The organism is Allobosea sp. GW823-FHT02B03, from assembly GCF_058797755.1.
This window is the reverse complement of the sequence record NZ_JBXAJY010000005.1, coordinates 494696-514948: the sequence shown is the minus strand read 5'-3', so window position 1 is coordinate 514948 and position 20253 is coordinate 494696. Positions and strand designations below refer to the sequence as shown.

Annotated in this window: 23 protein-coding genes; 16 read left to right on the top strand and 7 right to left on the bottom strand. The window is 68.8% G+C overall.

The genetic code is table 11. The features are described from left to right. Positions 1-9: 9 nt before the first annotated feature. The 13 genes from AC1REK_RS19530 (at position 10) to AC1REK_RS19470 (ending at position 10873) form a co-directional block, all read left to right on the top strand. Positions 10-1374, top strand: a complete 1365-nt coding sequence (locus tag AC1REK_RS19530; protein WP_327523551.1) for a cbb3-type cytochrome c oxidase subunit I — start codon at positions 10-12, stop codon at positions 1372-1374. A gap of 63 nt (positions 1375-1437) precedes the next feature. After that, on the top strand, positions 1438-2262 hold the full coding sequence (locus tag AC1REK_RS19525; protein ID WP_492268780.1) for a CbbQ/NirQ/NorQ/GpvN family protein: 825 nt from the start codon (positions 1438-1440) through the stop codon (positions 2260-2262). A 9-nt stretch (positions 2263-2271) separates the two neighbouring features. After that, entirely contained in the window at positions 2272-4164 is a 1893-nt protein-coding gene (locus AC1REK_RS19520) for a nitric oxide reductase activation protein NorD (protein WP_492268781.1), read from the top strand. A 12-nt stretch (positions 4165-4176) separates the two neighbouring features. Next, complete coding sequence (locus AC1REK_RS19515; protein ID WP_316018083.1) at positions 4177-4332, top strand: hypothetical protein; 156 nt, start codon at positions 4177-4179, stop codon at positions 4330-4332. 106 nt (positions 4333-4438) lie between these two features. Further along, positions 4439-4735, top strand: a complete 297-nt coding sequence (locus AC1REK_RS19510; protein WP_316018084.1) for a DUF2249 domain-containing protein — start codon at positions 4439-4441, stop codon at positions 4733-4735. Between the two features lie 133 nt (positions 4736-4868). Continuing rightward, positions 4869-6266 (top strand): hypothetical protein, encoded by a 1398-nt coding sequence (locus AC1REK_RS19505; RefSeq protein ID WP_327523554.1) that lies wholly within the window; start codon positions 4869-4871, stop codon positions 6264-6266. Beyond that, positions 6229-6771 (top strand): DUF2249 domain-containing protein, encoded by a 543-nt coding sequence (locus AC1REK_RS19500; protein ID WP_327523555.1) that lies wholly within the window; start codon positions 6229-6231, stop codon positions 6769-6771. The genes AC1REK_RS19505 and AC1REK_RS19500 overlap by 38 nt, the downstream gene beginning before the upstream one ends. Next, complete coding sequence (locus tag AC1REK_RS19495; protein WP_390893303.1) at positions 6771-7055, top strand: metal-sulfur cluster assembly factor; 285 nt, start codon at positions 6771-6773, stop codon at positions 7053-7055. Before AC1REK_RS19500 ends, AC1REK_RS19495 begins: the two co-directional genes overlap by 1 nt. A 124-nt stretch (positions 7056-7179) precedes the next feature. Then, a complete protein-coding gene (gene nirK / locus AC1REK_RS19490; RefSeq protein ID WP_316018087.1) occupies positions 7180-8310 on the top strand; it encodes a copper-containing nitrite reductase in 1131 nt (376 codons plus the stop codon). A 60-nt stretch (positions 8311-8370) separates the two neighbouring features. Continuing rightward, on the top strand, positions 8371-9258 hold the full coding sequence (locus tag AC1REK_RS19485; RefSeq protein ID WP_492268782.1) for an SUMF1/EgtB/PvdO family nonheme iron enzyme: 888 nt from the start codon (positions 8371-8373) through the stop codon (positions 9256-9258). Then, positions 9255-9806, top strand: a complete 552-nt coding sequence (locus AC1REK_RS19480; protein ID WP_492268783.1) for a cytochrome c oxidase subunit 3 family protein — start codon at positions 9255-9257, stop codon at positions 9804-9806. The genes AC1REK_RS19485 and AC1REK_RS19480 overlap by 4 nt, the downstream gene beginning before the upstream one ends. A 1-nt stretch (position 9807) precedes the next feature. After that, positions 9808-10071 carry a hypothetical protein gene (locus AC1REK_RS19475; protein WP_316018090.1) on the top strand — a complete coding sequence of 88 codons (264 nt, stop codon included), beginning with the start codon at positions 9808-9810 and terminating at the stop codon, positions 10069-10071. Positions 10072-10180: 109 nt separating this feature from the next. Then, positions 10181-10873: a Crp/Fnr family transcriptional regulator gene (locus AC1REK_RS19470; protein WP_492268784.1), complete on the top strand. Its 693-nt coding sequence runs from the start codon at positions 10181-10183 to the stop codon at positions 10871-10873. Positions 10874-10914: 41 nt separating this feature from the next. On the opposite strand, the gene AC1REK_RS19465 is transcribed toward AC1REK_RS19470, so the two are convergent. From AC1REK_RS19465 to ubiT, 6 genes are all read right to left on the bottom strand, one after another. After that, positions 10915-12120 (bottom strand): NnrS family protein, encoded by a 1206-nt coding sequence (locus AC1REK_RS19465; protein ID WP_492268785.1) that lies wholly within the window; start codon positions 12118-12120, stop codon positions 10915-10917. A 94-nt stretch (positions 12121-12214) separates the two neighbouring features. Then, positions 12215-12643 carry a pseudoazurin gene (locus AC1REK_RS19460; RefSeq protein ID WP_316018093.1) on the bottom strand — a complete coding sequence of 143 codons (429 nt, stop codon included), beginning with the start codon at positions 12641-12643 and terminating at the stop codon, positions 12215-12217. Positions 12644-12853: 210 nt separating this feature from the next. Next, a complete protein-coding gene (locus tag AC1REK_RS19455) occupies positions 12854-13225 on the bottom strand; it encodes a hypothetical protein (RefSeq protein ID WP_492268786.1) in 372 nt (123 codons plus the stop codon). 31 nt (positions 13226-13256) lie between these two features. Then, positions 13257-14153 carry a ubiquinone anaerobic biosynthesis protein UbiV gene (gene ubiV, locus AC1REK_RS19450; protein ID WP_492268787.1) on the bottom strand — a complete coding sequence of 299 codons (897 nt, stop codon included), beginning with the start codon at positions 14151-14153 and terminating at the stop codon, positions 13257-13259. A 29-nt stretch (positions 14154-14182) separates the two neighbouring features. Further along, positions 14183-15160: a ubiquinone anaerobic biosynthesis protein UbiU gene (ubiU, locus tag AC1REK_RS19445; protein WP_492268788.1), complete on the bottom strand. Its 978-nt coding sequence runs from the start codon at positions 15158-15160 to the stop codon at positions 14183-14185. Then, positions 15151-15714 (bottom strand): ubiquinone anaerobic biosynthesis accessory factor UbiT, encoded by a 564-nt coding sequence (ubiT, locus tag AC1REK_RS19440; RefSeq protein WP_492268789.1) that lies wholly within the window; start codon positions 15712-15714, stop codon positions 15151-15153. The genes ubiU and ubiT overlap by 10 nt, the downstream gene beginning before the upstream one ends. Positions 15715-15798: 84 nt before the next feature. Between ubiT and AC1REK_RS19435 the strand changes: the two genes are divergently transcribed. Together AC1REK_RS19435 and AC1REK_RS19430 are read left to right on the top strand one after the other, a co-directional pair. After that, the gene (locus tag AC1REK_RS19435; protein ID WP_327523564.1) at positions 15799-17346 is read left to right on the top strand and encodes a UbiD family decarboxylase; all 1548 of its coding nucleotides are present in this window, start codon (positions 15799-15801) and stop codon (positions 17344-17346) included. Further along, positions 17343-18005, top strand: coding sequence for a UbiX family flavin prenyltransferase (locus AC1REK_RS19430; RefSeq protein ID WP_327523565.1), 663 nt, complete (start codon positions 17343-17345; stop codon positions 18003-18005). The genes AC1REK_RS19435 and AC1REK_RS19430 overlap by 4 nt, the downstream gene beginning before the upstream one ends. Before the next feature lie 167 nt (positions 18006-18172). Here AC1REK_RS19430 and hemN read toward each other — a convergent pair whose 3' ends face one another. Further along, on the bottom strand, positions 18173-19516 hold the full coding sequence (gene hemN, locus AC1REK_RS19425; protein ID WP_492268790.1) for an oxygen-independent coproporphyrinogen III oxidase: 1344 nt from the start codon (positions 19514-19516) through the stop codon (positions 18173-18175). A gap of 45 nt (positions 19517-19561) precedes the next feature. On the opposite strand from hemN, the gene AC1REK_RS19420 reads away from it, so the two are divergent. Continuing rightward, entirely contained in the window at positions 19562-20200 is a 639-nt protein-coding gene (locus AC1REK_RS19420; RefSeq protein WP_492268791.1) for a DUF6455 family protein, read from the top strand. Positions 20201-20253: the final 53 nt, after the last annotated feature.

Here is a 20253-nt window from a genome sequence, read left to right as displayed (position 1 = left end):
GAGAGAGCCATGAGTGGCTACAACACAACGAGATACAAGACCCAAAGCGTCGCAATGCTCTATTTCTACGGAGCACTGGCGCTGTTCGTCGCGCAGGTGGCGTTCGGAACCCTCGCCGGACTGATCTACGTCCTACCCAATACGCTGTCCGAGCTTCTGCCCTTCAGCATCGTCCGCATGATCCACACCAACGCGCTGGTGGTCTGGCTGCTGCTCGGCTTCATGGGCGCGACCTATTACCTCTTGCCCGAGGAGGCGCAGACCGAGCTCTACAGCACCAAGCTCGCCGTCATCCAGTTCTGGCTGTTCTTCATCGCGGCAGCGGTGGCGGTGGTCGGCTATCTCTTCCGCATCCATGAGGGCCGCGAATTCCTCGAGCAGCCCTTCGCGATCAAGGTCGGCATCGTCGTAGTGGTGCTGATCTTCCTGTTCAACATCACCATGACCTCGCTGAAGGGCCGCAAGACCACCGTCACCAACATCCTGCTCTTCGGCCTGTGGGGCCTGGCGATCTTCTTCCTGTTCGCCTTCTACAACCCGATCAACCTCGCGCTCGACAAGATGTACTGGTGGTACGTCATCCATCTCTGGGTGGAAGGCGTCTGGGAGCTGATCATGGCCTCGGTCCTGGCCTTCCTGATGATCAAGCTCAACGGCGTCGACCGCGAGGTGGTCGAGAAGTGGCTCTACGTGATCGTCGGCCTCGCCCTGTTCTCCGGCATCCTCGGCACCGGCCACCACTATTACTGGATCGGCGCGCCCGGATACTGGCAGTGGATCGGCTCGCTGTTCTCGACGCTGGAGGTCGCTCCCTTCTTCACGATGGTCATGTTCACCGTCCACATGACCTGGAAGGCCGGCCGCAATCATCCCAACCGCGCGGCGCTGCTCTGGTCGATCGGCTGCTCGGTGATGGCCTTCATCGGCGCCGGCATCTGGGGCTTCCTGAACACGCTGTCCTTCACCAACTACTACACCCACGGCACGCAGCTCACCGCCGCCCATGGCCACCTCGCCTTCTTCGGGGCCTATGTGATGCTGAACCTCGCGGTGATGGCCTACGCCATTCCCGAGCTGAAGAACCGGGCGCCGTACAACCAGTGGCTCTCGATCGTCAGCTTCTGGCTGATGGTGCCGGCGATGATGGTGATGACCTTCGCCCTGACCTTCGCCGGCGTGGTGCAGACCCATCTCCAGCGCGTGCTCGGCCAGTCCTTCATGGAGGTCCAGGACCAGCTCGGCCTGTTCTACTGGGTTCGGCTCGGCTCCGGGGTCGTGGTGGTCATCGCCGCGCTGATGTTCGCCTGGGCGGTGCTCGTGCCCGGCCGCGAGCGTGAGCCGCAGGCACTCGGCCTCGCCCAGCCCGCAGAATGACGCTGAGGCCCGCCGGCTCAGGCCGGCGGGCCTCGCCCGCATGCTTCCCAGGGAATTCCAACGATGAACATGATCTCGCCTCCGCTACTCGCGGCACCGCTCGCCGACAGCTGCGACATCCCCGCCTACAGCGCCTCCGGCAATGAGCGCGCCCTGTTCGAGAAGGCCTGGGAGAAGCGGCTGCCGCTCCTGCTCAAGGGGCCGACCGGCTCCGGCAAGACCCGTTTCGTCAGCCATATGGCGGCCACCCTCGGCCTGCCGCTCTTCACCGTGGCCTGCCATGACGATCTTTCGGCAGCCGACCTGACCGGCCGGCATCTGCTCAAGGGCGGAGAGACCGTCTGGGTCGATGGGCCGCTGACCGGCGCGGTGCGCGAGGGCGGGCTCTGCTATCTCGACGAGATCGTCGAGGCCCGCAAGGACGTCGCCGTGGTATTGCACCCGCTGACCGACGACCGGCGCATCCTGCCGCTGGAGCGTACCGGCGAGCTGCTTTCGGCCCCGCCCGCCTTCATGCTCGCGGTCTCCTACAACCCCGGCTACCAGAACCTCCTGAAGAACCTGAAGCCGTCGACCCGGCAGCGCTTCGTCTCGATCAGCTTCGACTTCCTGCCGCGCGACCAGGAGATCGCGGTGGTGGCGCAGGAAAGCGGCCTCGACGACAGCGCGGTCGCACCGCTGGTCGACCTCGCCCGGCGGCTGCGCGGCCTGAAGGGCCAGGACATAGAGGAAGGCGTCTCGACCCGCCTGATCGTCTATGCTGCGAGCCTGATCGCGGCCGGCCTGCCGCGGCAGGAAGCGGTAATGGCTGCGATCATCGAGCCGTTGACCGACGAGCCCGAAGTGCGAGCCGGCCTCGTCGAGGTCGCCCGCGCGGTTCTCGGCTAGGAGAGCGCCATGCTGGACTTCCTCGAGCTCGAGGAAACCGTCGGGCGCTTCTGGCACAAGCTGGTCGGCGACACCGGCAGCCTGGCGCATCACCCGCAGGCGGCGGTGAGCCTGGCCGCGATGGCGCCGGCGCTCGCCGTCTGCTTCCGCGGTTTCGGCGGCGAATCCGGCGTCAGGATCGTCCCCGCCCGCGAGCGCGCCGCGACCCACCGGCTCAACCTGCGCCAGCGCGTCGGCCTCGGCGAGGAACGTCTGGCGCAGGCGCTGCGCGCCTCGGACAGCCTGCAGCTGCCTGTCGAGATCGCCATTTTCCCCGAAGCCGCGCTGAACCGCGACCTCTATGTCTGGCTGACCGCCTGCATGGCGCGGATGACGCCACAGCCGGTCGCGCAAGCCGATCCGCTGCAGCGCGACCTCGCCCTGATCGCGCTCGCCGGGGGTCTGGTCCGCGACGTCCTGGCGACCTTCCCCGGCCTGGCACCGACCTATGCGCGTCTCGCCGCGGCGACGCTGGCCGACCGCCGGCGCCAGAGCCTGCCGGCGACGGAAAGCAAGGTCGAGGCGCTGATCACGGCGCAGCTCCGCGGCGAGGAGCTGCCGATCCAACCCGAGGACTGGCCGGTCAAGGCGCCGCCCGGCTATCTGCCGGCGCTCGACGTTCCGCTCTGGCCGCTCGCCAGCGCCGCCAAGCTCGCGCGCTCGCGCCGCAGGGACGAGGACAGGCCGCTCCCGGCGACGCCGCATGCCGCCGAAGAGATGAAGACCTATGCCGCCAGCCGCGACGAGACCGAGGAAGCCTGGAGCGAGCGCAGCCCCTTCGTCCTCAACCGCTTCGAAACGATCCTGGCGATGTCGGAGATGGTCGCTGTCGACCGCCCCGCCGACGACAGAGAGGAGCATGATTCCGAGGCGGCCGACGAGCTCGACGACATGGTGCTGAGCGAGCGCAAGGGCCGCCCGGCTTCGCGCTTCCGCTTCGATCTCGACCTGCCGCCGGAAGCGATGGACGAGACGGTGCTGGCCGGGCCGCTGACCTATCCCGAATGGGATTTCCGCAGCGCCAGCTATCGCGAGGACTATTGCCGCGTCCTGTCCGCCATCGCCGGCCAGGAGATCGCGGCGCCCGCGCTCGATCCCGCGACGCGGGCGCTGGTGCGGCAGGTGCGCCGCCAGTTCGAGGCCTTGCGCCCCCTGCGCGAGCCGCAGCGCAGCCAGATCGACGGGCCGGACCTCGATCTCGACGCGGTGGTGCGCCGCCAGGCCGACCTCGCCGCCGGCGGCCCCGGGAGCGACCGCATCCATATCGCCAGCCGGCCGCAAGCGCATGATCTTGCAGTCACGACACTGATGGACGTCTCGCTCTCGACCGATTCCTGGTTCGACGATCTGCGCGTGCTCGACGTCGAGAAGCAGGCGCTGACCGTCTTCGCCCATGGCCTCGCCGCCTGCGGCGACCACCACGAGATCCTGACCTTCACCTCGCGTCGGCGCGATTGGGTCAGGATCGAGACGCTGAAGCGCTTCGACGAGGCGATGGGGCCGGCGGTGGAGGCGCGCATCGCCGCGCTGAAGCCGGGCTACTACACCCGCATCGGCGCGGCGATCCGCCATGCCGCGGCCGGGCTCAAGGCACGCCCCGACCGTCGCAAGCTGTTGCTCGTGCTGACCGACGGCAAGCCCAACGACATCGACCACTATGAGGGTCGCTTCGCCATGGAAGACACCCGCATGGCGGTGATCGAGGCGCGCCGGGCCGGCATCTGCGTCTTCGCGGTCACGGTCGACCGCGAGTCGCGCGCCTACATCCCCTATCTGTTCGGACGCAACGGCCACGCCGTGGTGTCGAAGCTGGAGCGCCTGCCGACCGCCCTCCCGGCGATCTACCGCGCGCTGGCAGCCTGAGGAGCCCCCGCCATGACCGATGCCCAGATGGGCCTTGCCGTCGCCACGCCCGCCATCATCGTGATGGCGCTGCTGCTCTACCGCATGGGCGTGCTGCAGAAGGGCGGCGTCACCGCGGCGGTGCTGATGTCGCTCGCCATCGCGACCGTGCTGTTTCTCGAACAGTGAGGCGGCTGCCTGCGCGCTCTTTGAGATTCGACAAATTGCCGCAGGCGCATCGCCGCTAGGCTCGTCAGGGCCCCGCATTTTCCGGGGCGCTACCGGAGCCGACACCATGACGACAATGCCGCTGGAACCCCTCGACGTCCGCATGATCCCGCCGGTCGTTCGCCATGCGACGATCTTCGGAATCCTCGAACGCTTGCCGCCCGGCGAGAGCTTCAGCATCGTCAACGACCATGATCCGGCGCCGCTGCGCCGGCAGATCGAGGCGCGCTATCCCGGAACCTATAGCTGGGCCTACATCGTGCAGGGCCCCGAGATCTGGCAGGTCGAGATCGGCCGCGGCGAGGCCAACGGCGCCGATTGCGGCGGTCATGACGAAGGCCATGCCTGCACCTGCGGCCACTGAAGCCCGCCAGGTCGCCGCGCGCCATATCAGGCGCTGACTGCGATCCACCTTTATCTCGAAGCATCGGATTCCGCCGGAAAGCCGAAAGCACTTTCCGGTCCGATGCTCCAGCCCCCGCTCGGGAGACCCGGCCATGCCGATGGCGTCTCTGTCCCGCTGGACGATGAGCTATTTCGCGGCCGCACTGGCCTTCCTGCTGGCGGCTGAGGTTCTCACCGTTGCCGGCGTCGGTTATCCCGGCGCCGGGCTCCTCGAGCCCGCGACCCTCGTGGTCGTCCATGTCGTGGCGATCGGCTGGCTCAGCCTCGCCATGGCGGGGGCGCTGCTCCAGTTCGTGCCCGTGCTGGTCGCGCGCCCCCTCGCCTTTCCCGGGCTCGCCCTGCCGGCGCTGCTCGCGATCCTCTCCGGATTGCTCTTGCTCTGTGCCGGTTTCGCCACCCTGGCCGGCTGGGCCGACTGGCCGTCGGCGCTGATGCCGCTGGCCGCCCTGGCGCTGCTCGGCGGCTTCCTGATGCTCGGGCTGATGCTCGTCGCGACCTTGCTGAGCGCAAGGCCGGTGACGCTGTTCGCACGCTTCGTCCTGATTGGCCTCGCCTGCCTGATCGCCACCGTTGTGAGCGGCGCGACCTTCGCCGCGATCCTCTCCGGCAGCGGCGACTGGCTTGGGGAGATCGCGCTCCTGCCGGACGGCCTGCCCTTCCATGCCCTGCTCGGCTTCGGCGGCTGGCTCGGCCTGATCGCCTTCGGCGTCAGCTACCGGCTCCTCGTCATGTTCATGATGGCGCCGGAGCCGCCGGCCGGGCAGGTCCGCCTCGTGCTGGTCTTCGGCAGCCTCGGCCTCGGCCTCGCGCTCGCGGGCTTGCTCGCCCCGCTCGCGGGTTTCGGGATCGAGGCCGGCTTCGCCGCGGCGCCGCTCGCGGCGCTGGCGCTCGCCGGCGGCCTCTACGGCCGCGACATCCTCGCCCTCTATCGCGCGCGCCGGCGGAAAGCGCTCGAGATCAATATGCTGGCGAGCATTCCGGCCTTCGCCGCGCTCGGCTTCGGGCTGCCACTGCTGCCAGTCGCGACCGCCGCCGGTGCACCCGACGCCTGGCTGGCGTCCCTCACCTTCCTCCTTGCCTTCGGCTGGCTCGGCGGGCTGACGCTGGCGCAGCTCATCAAGATCGTCTCCTTCATGACCTGGCTCGAGACCTATGCGCCGCGGCTCGGGCGTGGGCCGGCGCCGCGGGTCGGCGACCTCGTCGCCATGCCTCGCACCGGCCTGTGGTTCATTCTCTACTATGCCGGCGTCGCGCTCGGGACCGTCGCACTCGCCGCCGGGCTCGCCACGGCCTTCCGATATGCCATGCTGCCGGCCCTGATCGGGAGCGCCGGTATCGCCGGCGAGCTGGCGAGGGTGCGGCGCTTGTCCGAAATCAAGGCCGAGCAGCGGCCGCCCTTTCATGAATATCCGCGGCTGCTGCTGGCACGCGCCGAGGAAAGGAGACAACCCCATGTCGACAACCGAACCGCTGCAAGCCCGCGAGCTTGACGTGAGGCCGGCCCTGCGGGCCGGCGAGGAGCCGTTCCAGGCGATCATGGACGCCGTCAGCACGCTGGCTCCCGGCCAGTCGCTGCGCCTGATCGCGCCGTTCAGGCCGGTGCCGCTGTTTTCGGTGATGGCCAATCGCGGCTTCGCCGCGAGCGACCGCGCCATCGGCAATGGCGACTGGGAGATCACCTTCTCGCCGGTTGCAGCGGAGCAGGACGACACGGCCGGCCTCGCCATCGGCAGTAGCCCATCGGCCGTATCCTGGGGAGCACCGATCGAGGAGCTCGACCTGCGCGACCTCGATCCGCCGGAGCCGATGGTCCGGATCCTGGAAGCGCTGGAGGATCTGCAGGCCGGCGACGTGCTGTTCGCCCTGCTGGCGCGCGAGCCGGTGTTCCTGTTCCCGGAGCTGGCGAAGCGCCAGCACGAATGGGCCGGCAATTTCGACGAAGCGGGCGCGACCTATCGCCTGCTGGTCCGCCATGGCGGCGGGAGCGCGCACTGATGAGCGCCCGGCTGGAACGTCTGGTCGAGATCGCCCTGCGCGACGTGCTCGACCCTGAAATGGGCCGCAGCGTCGTCGATCTCGGCCTGATCTATGCCATCGCCGCAGCACCCGACGGGGCGGTCACCATCACCATGACGACGACGACCCGGGGCTGCCCGCTCGCCGGCTTCCTGCGGGAGGCCGTCGCCGCGGCGGCCGGCGCCATAAGCGGGGTGACTTCGGTCGCGGTGACGCTGACCTACGAGCCCGCCTGGGAACCGGCGATGATCGCCGCCGAATGACGCCGACGATCATGCGCCCGGCGCATGATCGTCAAAAATGTTGTGCTGCAACAAAGAGCGATTCTGCCCTGGCCCTAAAGTCTTCATGACCGGTCGATGTCCGGTCGTTGCAAGGAGACAAGCCATGGGCGAAGAGCTCAAACTGACCCGCCGCAGCATTCTGGCGGGAGCAGCTGCCACCGGGGCGATCGTCCAGGCGGCGACTTCCGCGCCGGCGCAGGCCCAGGGCGTGATGACCAAGGCGAGCGCCACGGACGTCGCCAAGCTGCCGCGCGTCAAGCCGAAGCTGGTCGATCCTCCGTTCGTCCATGCGCATGAGCAGATCGCCACCGGCGGCCCCAAGCTCGTCGCGTTCGAGATGACGATCCACGAGAAGAAGATCGTCCTCGACGACGCCGGCACCGAGACCTTCGCATTCACCTTCAACGGCACCGTACCCGGCCCGCTGATGGTCGTGCATGAGGGCGACTATGTCGAGCTGACGTTGATCAACGCCGAAACCAACGAGCTGATGCACAATATCGACTTCCATTCGTCGACAGGTGCGCTCGGCGGCGGCGGGCTGACCGAGGTCAACCCGGGCGAGAAGGTCGTGCTGCGCTGGAAGGCCACCCGGCCGGGCGTCTTCGTCTACCACTGCGCCCCTCCGGGCATGGTGCCCTGGCACGTCACCGCCGGCATGAACGGCGCCATCATGGTGCTGCCGCGCGACGGGCTGAAGGACCATCAGGGCAAGGCGCTGAAGTACGACAAGGTCTACTATGTCGGCGAGCAGGACTTCTATGTGCCGCGCGACGAGAAGGGCAACTTCAAGCGCTATGCCAGCGTCGGCGAGTCGCATGACGACGTCGTCAAGGCGATGCGCACCCTGACCCCGACCCATGTCGTCTTCAACGGCAAGGTCGGTGCCCTGACCGGCAAGGCAGCGCTCACCGCCAAGGTTGGCGAGACCGTGCTGATCGTCCATTCGCAGGCCAATCGCGACACCCGCCCGCATCTGATCGGCGGCCATGGCGACTATGTCTGGGCGACCGGCAAGTTCCGCAACCCGCCGGAGCGGGACCTCGAGACCTGGTTCATCCCCGGCGGCTGCGCGGGAGCGGCGCTCTACACCTTCCTGCAGCCGGGCATCTACGCCTACGTCAACCACAACCTGATCGAAGCCTTCGAGCTCGGCGCCGCCGGACACTTCAAGGTCGAAGGTGAGTGGAATGACGACCTGATGAAGCAGGTCGTAGCGCCCGCCGGCATCTGACCGGCCACCGCCTCCCCGCTCCGGCGGGGAGGCCTATTCCTTTCGCGACAGGAGACGATGATGGGCACGACGCTGCGTATGGGACTTCCCGCGCTGACGACCTCGCTCGGGTTCCTGTTCATGGCTGGCGCAGCCACCCTTCTGTTCGCGGTCCAGCCACGCACCGCGCCGTCGCTGGTGCCGTTGCCGCAGACCGCAATCGTGCCGCCGGGGACGATGACCCACCGGCTCGACGGCGAATATCTGCGTGCCGGACGGCCGGTCGACGCGCCGCGCGTCGCCGTCCAGATCGACAAGCCGCTGGTGATGATGCGCTACCAGGTCACGGTGGCCGACTACACACGCTGCGTCGCGGCCGGTGCCTGCAAGCGGCAGGACAACATCGCCGCTCGCGGCGACCTGCCGGCGACCGGCGTCAGCCATGCCGACGCCACCGACTACGCCAGCTGGCTGTCGCACGAGACCGGGATGACCTGGCGCCTGCCGACCGACGGGGAATGGGCGCACGCCGCCGGCACGCGCTTCATCGACGATGCGCGCGGCTTCGATCCGGAGAACACCAACCCCGCCCGGCGCTGGCTCGCCGACTACGACCGCGAGGCGGCCCGCAAGGCGGCGAGCGACGCCGTGCCGCGCCCGGTCGGCAGCTTCGGCGCCAATGAACACGGCATCCACGACATGGCCGGCAATGTCTGGGAATGGACCCAGAGCTGCCTGCGCCGCGTCACGCTGGACGCCTCCGGCCGCATGACCGGCGAGACCAGGAATTGCGGGGCCTATGTGGTCGAAGGCCAGCACCGCGCCGTGATGACCTCGTTCATCCGCAATCCCAAGAGCGGCGGCTGCTCGGTCGGCACCCCGCCCGACAATCTCGGCTTCCGCCTGGTCAAGGAGCAGCGGTGGCAGGACCGGGTTCCCGCCGGGCTGCGCCGGCTGCTCCCCGCATGAACGCACACACTCCGCCGGCCCGCTTCGCAGCGGACCAGTCGACCAATGAAGGCGGCATGGAACTGCTGCTCTGGATCCTGATCTGGAGCGAGTTCGCCGTCTTCGGCGCGTTTCTGATCGCCTTCCTGATTCTCGGGCTCATCGACCCGCCGGCCCTCGCAGGACTCCACGGCGCGCTCGACCTGCCGCTCGCCGGCGCCGCCACGGCGGTGCTGCTGACCAGCGGCTTCTTCGCCGCCCGCGCCGCCGTCGGCCCGTCGCTGCGCTGGAACCTGGTCGCTGCCGCGCTCGGCGGCCTCGGCTTCGTCGCGCTCAAGCTCGTCGCCTATAGCCACGAGATCCCCACCATCACCGGCGTGGAGAGCCGCCTCGTCGAGCTCTATTTCCTGATCACCGGCTTCCATCTCGCCCATGTGGCCTTCGTCGCACTGATCATGCTCGCCATCGCCTGGCGGCCGACGCCGCGCCGGACCGGGACGATCGCCGCCATCTGGCACGCGATCGACCTCGTCTGGCTCCTGATCCTGCCCGTCATCTATCTGGGTTGAGATGTCCTCCCTCCGCGAACTCCCGCTGCCCCTCGTGCTCGGCGCCCTGCTTCTGGCGACCGCGCTCGGCCTCATCGCCAGCATGCTGCTTCCACAGGTGCCGCGCGGTTTCGCCATCGCCGCCTTGAGCCTGATCAAGGCGGCGCTCCTCGTGATCGGCTTCATGCGGCTGCAGCAGGAGAGCCGGGCGCTCGCCGGCGCGCTGATCGGCTACGCGGCCGTGCTGTGCGCACTGGCGGGCCTGCGGATCGCCCTTGCCGCCTAGCGCGCGGGCTTGAATGCTGCCGATGGTTGCGCTCAAATCCGGCGCCGACCGGGTCCGGGGGCTTCGTCGCGGGCGAGGTCTCCGGTCCGCCAAAAGGAAAGACGATACTGTGGGAATGGACCGCAGCGTCCTGCGCAGCATTCCGCTGTTTGCGACGATGGGCGACGAACAGCTCGACCGCATGACGGCGCAGGCGAATGCGCGCCGTGTCCCGCAGGGCGATGCGGTCTTCGAGCAGGGCGACCCGGCCAAGGCCTTCTATCTCCTGCTGCACGGCCGGCTGAAGGTCACCCAGGTGACGCGCGACGGCCAGCAGATCATCGTGCGCGTCGTCCATCCCGGCGACCTGTTCGGCTTCACCCGGGCGCTCGGCCGCCCCGACTATCCGGGAACGGCGACCGCAGCGGTCGACAGCCTGGTCGCGAGCTGGCCGACCGAATCCTGGGACGGCTTCGTCGAGAACAATCCGCAGCTCGCGATGAGCGCGATCCGTACCATCGGCCAGCGCCTGGACGAGGCCCATACCCGCATCCGCGAAATGTCGACGGAAGAGGTCGAGCGCCGCGTCGCCCATGCCGTGCTGCGGCTGGTCGAGCAGGCCGGCATGCGGGTCGAGACCGGGATGCGCGTCGACTTCCCGATCTCGCGCCGCGACATCGCCGAGATGACCGGCACGACGCTGCACACCGTCTCGCGCATTCTCAGCGCCTGGGAGACGCAAGGACTGGTCGAGGGCGGGCGGCAGAGGCTGGTGGTCTGCGACGCGGCCGCCCTCACCTGTCTGGCCGAGAACGCGGAATAGCGCACCGCCGGAGCGGCGCGCTGTTCGCGAGCGCCTAAATCTCAAGCCTGCTGTGCGACGGACGGCGCCTTCGGGCCCTGGCGGGCGCCGGTCAGCACCTGCCAATAGGCCAGCGCGAAGACCAGGAAGGCCAGCGACCAGGACAGCGCAGCGACATGCAGCAGCGCGGCTGGGCCATGGCCGAGCGCCGAGCAGATCCTGGCGACCGTGCCGATGACGACCAGCACATAGCAAGCCTGGGTCGCTGCAGTCGCGACGAGCGGCCGGCCGGTATGGCCGAGGCTCGCCCGCGACATCACGGCGAGCGTCATCGTGCCGAAGGCGCCGGCCGTCCAGGCGTGGAGACCGGCGCCGGTGCCGACCAGGCCGAAGCTCGCGGCCGCCGTCAGGGCGAAGCCGACCGGCACGAAGAGATAGCCGACATGGAGGATGATCAGCAGCGGATTGCGCCAGCAGCGGTCGCCGGCCCAACGCGCCAGCCGGACGAGATTGAGCAAGGCCGCGAGCCCGAGCGCCAGGCCGCTAGCCGGACCGTCCGGCGACGCGATCCAGAGCGCCAGCGCAATGGCGCTGGCGGCCAGCACGAACTTGTCGAAGCCAGCGAAGGGCACGGGCAGGCGACCCTCGCCCCGCGGCGCCAGCCAGTTGCGCGTGAAGCTCGGCACGATCCGCCCGGCGATCAGCACGACCAGCATCAGCACGACCGCGATGGCGAGCCGACGGGATACTTCGGCGCCCCCGGTCAGTCCGGCCTCGAGATGGAAGGCGAGATTGGCGGCGAGCAAGAGCCCGACCAGCACGACGACCTTGAGATTGCGCCAGTTGCGGCCGGCGAGGATCTCGCGCGCCGCCGCGGCGGCGAGCAGCAGCAGGAAAAGCGCGTCGACCGCCATGGCGAGGCGCCAGCCGATAAAGGCCGAGGCCGAGACGGCGATGCGCCCGGCGACCCAGGCGAGGACGAGGACGAGCAGCGGCCTTCCCTGAACGGGGAGCCGGCCGGTCCAGTTCGGGATCGCGGTCAGGAGGAAGCCACCGATCGCCGCGGCCTGATAGCCGAACAGCATTTCATGGATATGCCAGTCGATGGGCCCGAAGGCCGTTGGAATGGCGAGATGCCCGGTGACGAAAGGCAGCCAGACCAGGATCGTCAGCCCGGCCTGCAGCGCCGCGAGCAGGAAGAACGGCCGGAAGCCGTAAGAGAGCAGTGCCGGCCCCTCATAGGAGCGCAGTCGCGGAATGGGCGCCATGATGGTTCTCCCGACGGCAATAGGCGCGGCCGGCCAGCCGCGCCTCCTTGTCCAGACGCTTGATGATGGGCGGTCGCGCTCGTGCGCGGCCGGCTCACTTCGCCTTGGCCACCAGATCGGCAAAGGTCGTCTTGGCCTTGCCCGGATGCTTGGCCGCCGCAGCCGCATCGAGATTGGTCGGGTCGCCGACCACGACGAGCGCGACCATGCCCATGCTGTAATGCGGCTTGCACTTGATGCCGTAGACGCCGGGCTCCTTGAAGGTGATGTCGACCTGCTCGTTCAGCTTGCCGATGAAGGGCGTGGCGCCAGCCGGCATCATCTCGGGGATGCTCTCGGCATTGTGGCTCTTGTCGGTCGGCAGGAATTTCACCGTGTCGCCGGGCGCGATCTTGATCAGCGCCGGCTCGAACACCATGGCCCCGGCGGCGCCCTTGTTGAGCATCTTGACCTCGACTTCCGCCGCATTCGCGCCGGCGGCAGCCAGGGTCATCAATGCGCCGGCCAGAATCATCTTGAACATCTTTTCTCTCCTTCAGCGCAGCGGGTTCGTCAGCCCCTCGCTGCACCGCAACATTAGCTGCGGCAGCGCACGCGACTTTGCGAAAAGTCAAACATCGGGAAGATTGGCCGTGGCCTCCCCGGAATCCGCCGACGCGCCGGCCATCCCGTGCGAGGACAGCCGGAATCTCGCAGTCGTGGAATCCCTTGGAGAGGAAACCTGAAGCGCGATCTAAAGCTCGCGCAGCGCTGCCGCGCCCGCCTGGGCGCTGCGGCCGATTTCGGCGAAGAGCAGCGCCATCTCCTCGAAGACGCTGCGGTCGCTTTCGGCCTCGGTCAGCGAGTCGAGATCCGAAAGGAAGCCGAGCAGCGCGGCGATCCGCTCCTTATGGTCGCGCGCCTTGGCGAGCTGCCGGCGGGATTCGCGCCGGCGTTCGAGCTGGTCGAACCGCTCGAGCGCGCCGTCGAGCCGCTCGCGGCAGGCGCAGTCGAGATCCTCCGGCCGCAGGACCCGGCGCAACCGGCCGATCAGCTCGCTCGCCGGGGTCGCCCGGCTGGCCGGCTCGGAGCCGGGACGCGGTACTCCGCCTTGGCCGCCGTTCATGCCCGCCTCCATTTCCGCACTCGCTGGCGGTTCAGACGCCCGCTCCGACCCGAAGATGCCCGGGGACCGCATGCAGGAAGCCGTTGGCGAACGGCACCTCGGGATAAAGCTCGCCGAGCCGCTGCTCGCCCTCCTCGGCGTCGAGACGCCCGTCGGCGACATCGCGGAACAGCTTGGCGACCGCCGCCATGTCGCAGCTCTGCGGCGAGAGCCGCAGCGAGGCGACGCCGGCCTCGCGCAATGCCGGAATGTCGTGCAGCAGGCTGGCGCAGCCATGCGAGAGCGTCTGCACCCCGTTCACCGACAGGAATCCGGCGCCGTCGAGCGTCTTGACCGGCATGCCGTCCGGATCGAGCTCGCAGACGAAGCGGCAATTATCCTTGGTCAGCTTGTGGGCGCGGGCATGGTAGCAGCGTGCCGAGATCGCCAGCGGGACCTTGCCGAAGGCGAAGACCTCGATCGCCAGCTGTGGCAGGGCGGCGGCGATCGTCGCGACGGCCGGCAGCGGCAATTCCGGCGGCAGGCAGATCCGGCTCGCGCCGCACTCGGCCAGGAAGCTCGCCGCGCCTTCATTATACACGTTGACGAACGGACCGACGGCGAAGGGCCGGCCGTTCAGCGAGGCGAGACAGGTCAGGTCGTTGATCTCGACCATGGTGTCCTCGGCCTGCATCAGCTCGCGGCTCTGGCGGCGCTCGCGCGGCAGCGAGACCAGTATGAGCGAGGCGGGCAGGACCTGCTTGCCCGCCGCCTCGAGCCGCTCGATTACGTCGGGGAGAAGATCCTGCTTGAACGGCGCCCGCTTGGAGCAGACGACCTCGCCGACCACCACGGTTTCGACCGGCGCCTCGTCGGCGATGCGATAATAGAAGTCGCGCCAGCGCTCGGGTGACCAGTGGTAGAGCACGGGGCCGAGGGTTAATTGCATCGGCAATTTCCTTGATACGCGAGTAGCGGCTAGCGCCAGGCCTTGCGATAGGCGCCGACCGTGTTGGCCTGCCCCTCGGACATGGCGACGAGCCCCGTCATTGGCGCGCTGCGCCCCTGGTCGATGGCAGCGAGAATGCCGCGGAAGGAGCGGACGACGCCGGCGATATAGGCCCGGCCGCGCTGGCGGCCCTCGATCTTGAAGGCCGTCACGCCGGCATCGCGCAGCGCCGGCAGCAGCACGCCGGCGTCGAGGCTGACCGGTTCCTCGAAAATGTAACCGGTACTCTTGGGCGTGACGAAGCGGCCCTTGCACAGGGTCGGGTAGCCGGCGGGCTCGTCCTTCTCGAAGCTGTTGATGGTGAAGCCGCCGAGCTTGGAGACGATGCGTCCACCCTGCTGCGCATAGGCGACATCGCCGGCCGGCGAGCAGACGCCCTGCATGTTCGGGGATTTTCCGGTGGCGTAGGAAGAGAGCGAGCAACGCCCCTCCTCCATCACGCAGAGGCCGCCGAAGACGAAAACCTCGGTCTCGCAGCTCGTCTCGCGGACGATCGAGGCGATCTCCATCACGCCGAGCACGCGCGGCAGCACCACGCGCTGCGCCCCGAAACGCTCGACATAGAAGCGGATCGCGTCGGGATTGGCCGCGGCCGCCTGCACCGAGACATGCAGGCGCTGGCCGGGATGGCGGCGCGCGGCATAGGCGAGCGTCGCGAGATCGGCAAGGATCAGCGCGTCGGCGCCGGCCGCGACCGCATCGTCGATCGCCGACTGCCAGAGCTGGAAGGCCCCGGCCCGCGCGAAGGTGTTGATCGCGACCAGCACCTTGACGCCGTGGCGATGCGCGAAGGCGATGCCCCGTCGCAATTCGTCCCGCGAGAAATTCAGGCCGGGGAAGTTGCGGGCATTGGTCTCGTCGCGGAAGCCGCAATAGACCGCATCGGCGCCGGCCTCCACGGCCGCCTCGAGGCTCGCCGGCGTGCCGGCAGGGCAGATCAGTTCCAAGACGAGCCTCCGGGTGCGGCCTGCGCAGGCCGGGCCTGTCCGGTCTGCCGGCGCAGGAACGCGGCGGCGCGGATCCCGAGGGGGCCGAGGCAGCCGAGCAGGAGCGTGCCGAAATCGAGCCGGGCGTCGTCGAGCGCGTTGCGCAGAGCGAGCGTCGCCTCCATGTCGCCCTCGATCGACAGCGTCCGCGAGAAGAACAGCGCATCGCCGTCGAGTCGGCCCTCGGCCATGCCGATCAGCCCGGACAGCGGACCGCGAATGCGCACGTCGAGCCCGGGCGGTAGCCGGCGGACGGCACGCGCCTGCGGGCGTTCCGGCCGCGGCTCCAGCACGAAGGCGAAGGGCAGGTCGGTCGGCTCGATGCCGAAGCGCTTCTCGGCGTGCTCGCCGAGGCGGCCGTAAAGATCGGGGTGGAGGCGACCGATGCGCGACAGCGTCAAGGCCAGCAGCGGCTGCAGCGGCCCAAGCGGCAGCGGTGCCATGGCGTGGGTGAGCCAGGGCGGCAGGACCAGAGGTCCAGGTGGTGCTGCATTCGGCGTCGCGCTGTTCGGCATCGATCTCCTCCTGCCCGCAAGATCGCGGCAAAGACCCGTCCGGTCGTTGCGCCACCGCAAAGACGAGGAGGAATGCGCGGGAGCATGGTGCGGCAACCGGAGCCCCTGCCCTTGCCGATCCGTGAACTGCCCCGCTTTCGCGACCTCAGCGCCTTCCTCGCCCATCTCGACGACGCCGGTCAGCTGCGGCGGATCGCCGAGCCGGTCAGCGTCGTGCACGAGATCACCGAGATCCATCGCCGCGTCATCGCGCAGGAAGGACCGGCGCTGCTGTTCGAGCGTCCCGTACGGCCGGACGGCACGGTCTCGCCGATCCCGCTGCTGACCAATCTGTTCGGCACGGTCGAGCGCGTCGCCTGGGGGCTCGGCCGCACGCCCGGACAGTTGCCTGCCCTCGGGCGAACCCTCGCCGAGCTGCGCGAGCCGCGTCCACCCCGCGGCCTCGCCGAAGCCTGGAAGGCGCTGCCGCTGGCGCGCGCGGCACTCTCAATGCGCCCGCGCGGCGAGAACCGGGCGCCCGTGCAGGAGCAGGTGTTTCGCGGCTACGACATCGACCTGACGGCCCTGCCCGTTCAGACCTGCTGGCCGGGCGAACCGGCGCCACTGATCACCTGGCCGCTGGTCATCACCGCGCCGCCGGAGCCGACGCCCGAGGACGAGTGCAATCTCGGCGTCTACCGCATGCAGGTGCTGGGAAAGGACCGCGCCATCCTGCGCTGGCTCGCCCATCGCGGCGGCGCCCGCCATCACGCGCAATGGCGACGGCTTGGCCGCGACATGCCGGTCGCCGTGGTGATCGGCGCCGACCCGGCGACGATCCTGTCGGCCGTGCTGCCGCTGCCGGAAACCGTTTCGGAGATGCGCTTTTCCGGCCTGCTGCGCGGCGAGCGGCCGGCCCTCACGAATTGCGTCAGCGTGCCGCTTGCCGTGCCGGCCGCGGCCGAGATCGTCATCGAGGGGCTGGTCTCGCCAGACGAAACCGCTCTGGAAGGCCCGTTCGGCGACCATACCGGCTACTACAACGCGGTCGAGCCCTTCCCGGTGATGCGGGTCACCGCGGTGACGATGCGCCGTGCGCCGCTCTATCTTTCGACCTTCACCGGACGCGCGCCCGACGAACCTTCTCGCATCGGCGAGGCGCTGAACACGCTGTTCCTGCCTTTGCTTCAGCGGCAATTTCCGGAGGTGGTCGATTTCTGGCTGCCGCCTGAAGCCTGCTCCTACCGGATCGCGGTCGTCGCCATCGCCAAGCGCTACCCCGGCCAGGCGCGCCGGCTGATGCTCGGCCTGTGGTCTATGCTGCCGCAGTTCAGCTACACCAAGCTGATCATCGTGGTCGACGCCGACATCAACCCGCGCGACTGGGCGCAGGTGATGTGGGCTGTCGCGACCCGCTCGGACGCCAGCCGCGACCTCGTGACGATCGCCGACACGCCGATCGACTATCTCGACTTCGCCTCTCCCAAGCCCGGCCTCGGCGGCAAGCTCGGCATCGACGCCACCAACAAGCTGCCGCCCGAGACCGAACGCGAATGGGGCGCCCCGATGGCGATGGATCCTGAAGTCAGCGCCCGCATCGACGCGCTCTGGCCCTCGCTCGGCCTTGCAACGCCCCCCGGAACCGCATCATGAATCAGCTTCCGCCCGCCGCCGTCTTTCCGGGGGCCCCCACCGTTTCGAGCCGCCCGCTGCGGGTCATCGTCGGGCTGAGCGGCGCATCCGGCGCGGCGATCGGGCTGCGCGTGCTCGAGCGGCTCGCAGCCTCCGGCCGGGTCGAAACCCATCTCGTGGTCTCGCGCGCGGCGGAGCGCACGCTTGCCGCCGAGGTCGGTCCCGACGCCCTGGCACGGGCGCTCGCCCTCGCCAATGTCCATCACGACCATTGCGATATCGGCGCCTCGATCGCGAGCGGGTCCTTCCCGGTGGCGGGGATGATCGTCGCACCCTGCTCGATGCATACGCTCTGCGCCATCGCCTATGGCCAGCTCGGCAATTTGCTGGTGCGCGCCGCCGATGTGCAGCTCAAGGAGCGCCGCCGGCTGGTCCTGATCGCCCGCGAGAGCCCTCTGCATCTCGGCCATCTGCGGGCGATGGCGCAGGTCACCGAATATGGCGCCATCGTCGCGCCGCCGGTCCCGGCCTTCTATCTGCGGCCGCCGGACATCGCCGCGATCATCGACCAGATCGCCTTGCGCGCCATCGGCCTGCTCGGCCTCGGGCTCGACGAGATCGCGCCCCTCGCCTGGCAGGGAGAGATGGAAACAGGCGTGCCCGTCACGATCAACGACTAGCTTCGCCGATTGTGCACGCGTCTCCGTCATCCCGGCCGCAGCGAAGCGGAGCGCTGGGATCCATCGCAGGGTACCGAACCCTATGATGGATCCCGGAGCGGCGCCGCTGCGCGGCTTGTCCGGGATGACGAAGTGGTTCCGAGCAAGCGCGGCATGCTCCCGGCAGCTCAGACCGCGCGGCTGAACTGGCGCTGCGATTGGTCGAGATGCGCGTCGAAGGCCGAGGCGACCTTGCGCACGAACAGGCGCGCGTCCTCGGGCAAGAGCACCCGGCTGCCATCGAAGCGGATCAGGCCATCGCGCGACAGGTCCTCGAGCTTGGCGAGCGACGGAGCCAGGACCCCGCGGTCGACCGGGTGCTGATCGCAGACGGCGTCGATATCGACGGCCAGATCGCACATCACCCGCTCGATCAAGGCCGCCCGCAGCCGGTCCTCGGCGGTCAGCCGATAGCCCTTGCCGGTCGGCAGCGCGCCATCGGCGACGCGCTCGGCATAGCGCCCGATCACCACCTCGTTCTGGACGAAGCCCTGCGGCAGTCGCCCGATCGCCGAGGCGCCGAAGCCGATCAGCGCCTCGCAACGATCGGTGGTGTAGCCCTGGAAATTGCGATGCAGCCGGCCCTGCGCCAGGGCCTGCGCCATCGCATCGGTCGGCCGCGCGAAATGGTCGAGCCCGATGCGGACATAGCCGGCAGCGACGAGCTGCTGGGCCATCGCCTCGGCCTGCTCATGCCTGGCCTGGCCGTCCGGCAGGTCTTCGACCGCGATCCGGCGCTGATGCTTCTTGAATTCCGGGACATGGGCATAGCCGAAGATCGAGAACCGGTCCGGTCGCATGGCGAGGCATTGCTCGACAGTGTCGCGGCAGGATTGCAGCGTCTGCTTCGGCAGCCCGTAGATCAGGTCGAAGCTGACCTCCTCGATGCCGGCGCGACGCAGGCCGGTAACGACGCTCGCGGTCTGCTCGACGCTCTGGATGCGGTTGATCGCCTTTTGCACCGCCGGATCGAAGCTCTGCACGCCGAGGCTGGCACGGTTGACGCCCGCCGCGGCAAGCGCCGCCGTCATCTCGGCGCCGAGCCGGCGCGGGTCGATCTCGACGGCGATCTCGGCCTGCGGATGAACGGCGAAATGCTGGCGCAGCAGCGCGACGAGCGCGACAAATTCCTGCGGCTCGATAATCGTCGGCGTGCCGCCGCCGAAATGGATGTGACGAATGTCGAGCGGGGCTGAACGCTGCGCCGCGACCAGAGCAATTTCGCTGCGCAGCACGGCGAGATAGTCGACGATCGGGCCGTCGCGCAGGGCGACCGTGGTGTGGCAGCCGCAATACCAGCACATCGAGCGGCAGAACGGCACGTGCAGATAGAGCGAGGTCGTCGTCCCCGCCGGCAGCGCCTTCAGCCAGCCGGCATAGGTCGCAGCGTCGACGCCGGCATTGAAATGCGGCGCGGTCGGATAGCTGGTGTAGCGCGGAAGCCGCTCGTCCGCGTAGTGCGCGCCCTGCATCGAAAGCTCCGAAAATCGACTGTTCCCGGTTACCTCGTACCCCGCATGGCGGCGCGCTTCTTTGATCGAATGCAAACTGGCAGGGGTCGATCCGCATCTGCCGCGCTGGCCGGGGTCGCCCTGATTGAGGCCGCGCGCGCCATTCTTTTTCGCACAGCCACGAGCCCGAGGGCGTTTGCCGCCTGGCTGGCGCAATCGCCCGATTATTTGACCTGCAGCAATGTTCCGCACCGCTGCCTGGTAGATGCTGGTCTCCAGGAGGAGGAAACCATGCATCTCTCCGAACTCGCACAGCGCTGGCGGCAGCGCCATTCCGCGCGCCGCGAACTCGATGCGCTCGGCCGTGATGGCCTGCGCGAACTGGCCAGCGACATCGCCGTAAGCCAGGCGGATCTCTACGATCTGGCCTTGCGCGATGCGTCCGAGAACGAGCTGCTGCCGCGGCTTCTCGCCAGCACCGGGTTCGACGCCGAGCGCCTCTCCCGTCTGCAGCCGGCCGTGATGCGCGACATGGCGGTCGTCTGCGCGAGCTGCACGATGACACAGCATTGCCGCCGAAGGCTCGACCGCGACGAAGCGGAGCTGACCTATCAGCAGTATTGCGCGAATGCCGCCACCATCGCCGCGCTGAGACGCGAGCGCCTGCGCCGGCCAAAGCTGCGGATCGTCGAGACGCCTTGCTAAAGCCGGCACCGCAGCCGGCCGTCTGGTGAACAGCCGTCAACAATGGCGGCTGC

What these genes read in the sequence shown, in the direction of transcription:
- AC1REK_RS19495 (WP_390893303.1), top strand. Translation starts at nt 6,771, where the DNA reads ATGAGCGCCCGGCTGGAACGTCTGGTCGAGATCGCCCTGCGCGACGTG.
- AC1REK_RS19500 (WP_327523555.1), top strand. Translation starts at nt 6,229, where the DNA reads ATGTCGACAACCGAACCGCTGCAAGCCCGCGAGCTTGACGTGAGGCCG.
- AC1REK_RS19510 (WP_316018084.1), top strand. Translation starts at nt 4,439, where the DNA reads ATGACGACAATGCCGCTGGAACCCCTCGACGTCCGCATGATCCCGCCG.
- AC1REK_RS19435 (WP_327523564.1), top strand. Translation starts at nt 15,799, where the DNA reads ATGGTGCGGCAACCGGAGCCCCTGCCCTTGCCGATCCGTGAACTGCCC.
- AC1REK_RS19530 (WP_327523551.1), top strand. Translation starts at nt 10, where the DNA reads ATGAGTGGCTACAACACAACGAGATACAAGACCCAAAGCGTCGCAATG.
- AC1REK_RS19455 (WP_492268786.1), bottom strand. Translation starts at nt 13,225, where the DNA reads ATGAACGGCGGCCAAGGCGGAGTACCGCGTCCCGGCTCCGAGCCGGCC.
- AC1REK_RS19465 (WP_492268785.1), bottom strand. Translation starts at nt 12,120, where the DNA reads ATGGCGCCCATTCCGCGACTGCGCTCCTATGAGGGGCCGGCACTGCTC.
- AC1REK_RS19525 (WP_492268780.1), top strand. Translation starts at nt 1,438, where the DNA reads ATGAACATGATCTCGCCTCCGCTACTCGCGGCACCGCTCGCCGACAGC.
- AC1REK_RS19480 (WP_492268783.1), top strand. Translation starts at nt 9,255, where the DNA reads ATGAACGCACACACTCCGCCGGCCCGCTTCGCAGCGGACCAGTCGACC.
- AC1REK_RS19505 (WP_327523554.1), top strand. Translation starts at nt 4,869, where the DNA reads ATGCCGATGGCGTCTCTGTCCCGCTGGACGATGAGCTATTTCGCGGCC.
- ubiV (WP_492268787.1), bottom strand. Translation starts at nt 14,153, where the DNA reads ATGCAATTAACCCTCGGCCCCGTGCTCTACCACTGGTCACCCGAGCGC.
- AC1REK_RS19420 (WP_492268791.1), top strand. Translation starts at nt 19,562, where the DNA reads ATGGCGGCGCGCTTCTTTGATCGAATGCAAACTGGCAGGGGTCGATCC.
- AC1REK_RS19485 (WP_492268782.1), top strand. Translation starts at nt 8,371, where the DNA reads ATGGGCACGACGCTGCGTATGGGACTTCCCGCGCTGACGACCTCGCTC.
- AC1REK_RS19460 (WP_316018093.1), bottom strand. Translation starts at nt 12,643, where the DNA reads ATGTTCAAGATGATTCTGGCCGGCGCATTGATGACCCTGGCTGCCGCC.
- ubiT (WP_492268789.1), bottom strand. Translation starts at nt 15,714, where the DNA reads ATGCCGAACAGCGCGACGCCGAATGCAGCACCACCTGGACCTCTGGTC.
- hemN (WP_492268790.1), bottom strand. Translation starts at nt 19,516, where the DNA reads ATGCAGGGCGCGCACTACGCGGACGAGCGGCTTCCGCGCTACACCAGC.
- AC1REK_RS19520 (WP_492268781.1), top strand. Translation starts at nt 2,272, where the DNA reads ATGCTGGACTTCCTCGAGCTCGAGGAAACCGTCGGGCGCTTCTGGCAC.
- AC1REK_RS19515 (WP_316018083.1), top strand. Translation starts at nt 4,177, where the DNA reads ATGACCGATGCCCAGATGGGCCTTGCCGTCGCCACGCCCGCCATCATC.
- AC1REK_RS19430 (WP_327523565.1), top strand. Translation starts at nt 17,343, where the DNA reads ATGAATCAGCTTCCGCCCGCCGCCGTCTTTCCGGGGGCCCCCACCGTT.
- AC1REK_RS19475 (WP_316018090.1), top strand. Translation starts at nt 9,808, where the DNA reads ATGTCCTCCCTCCGCGAACTCCCGCTGCCCCTCGTGCTCGGCGCCCTG.
- nirK (WP_316018087.1), top strand. Translation starts at nt 7,180, where the DNA reads ATGGGCGAAGAGCTCAAACTGACCCGCCGCAGCATTCTGGCGGGAGCA.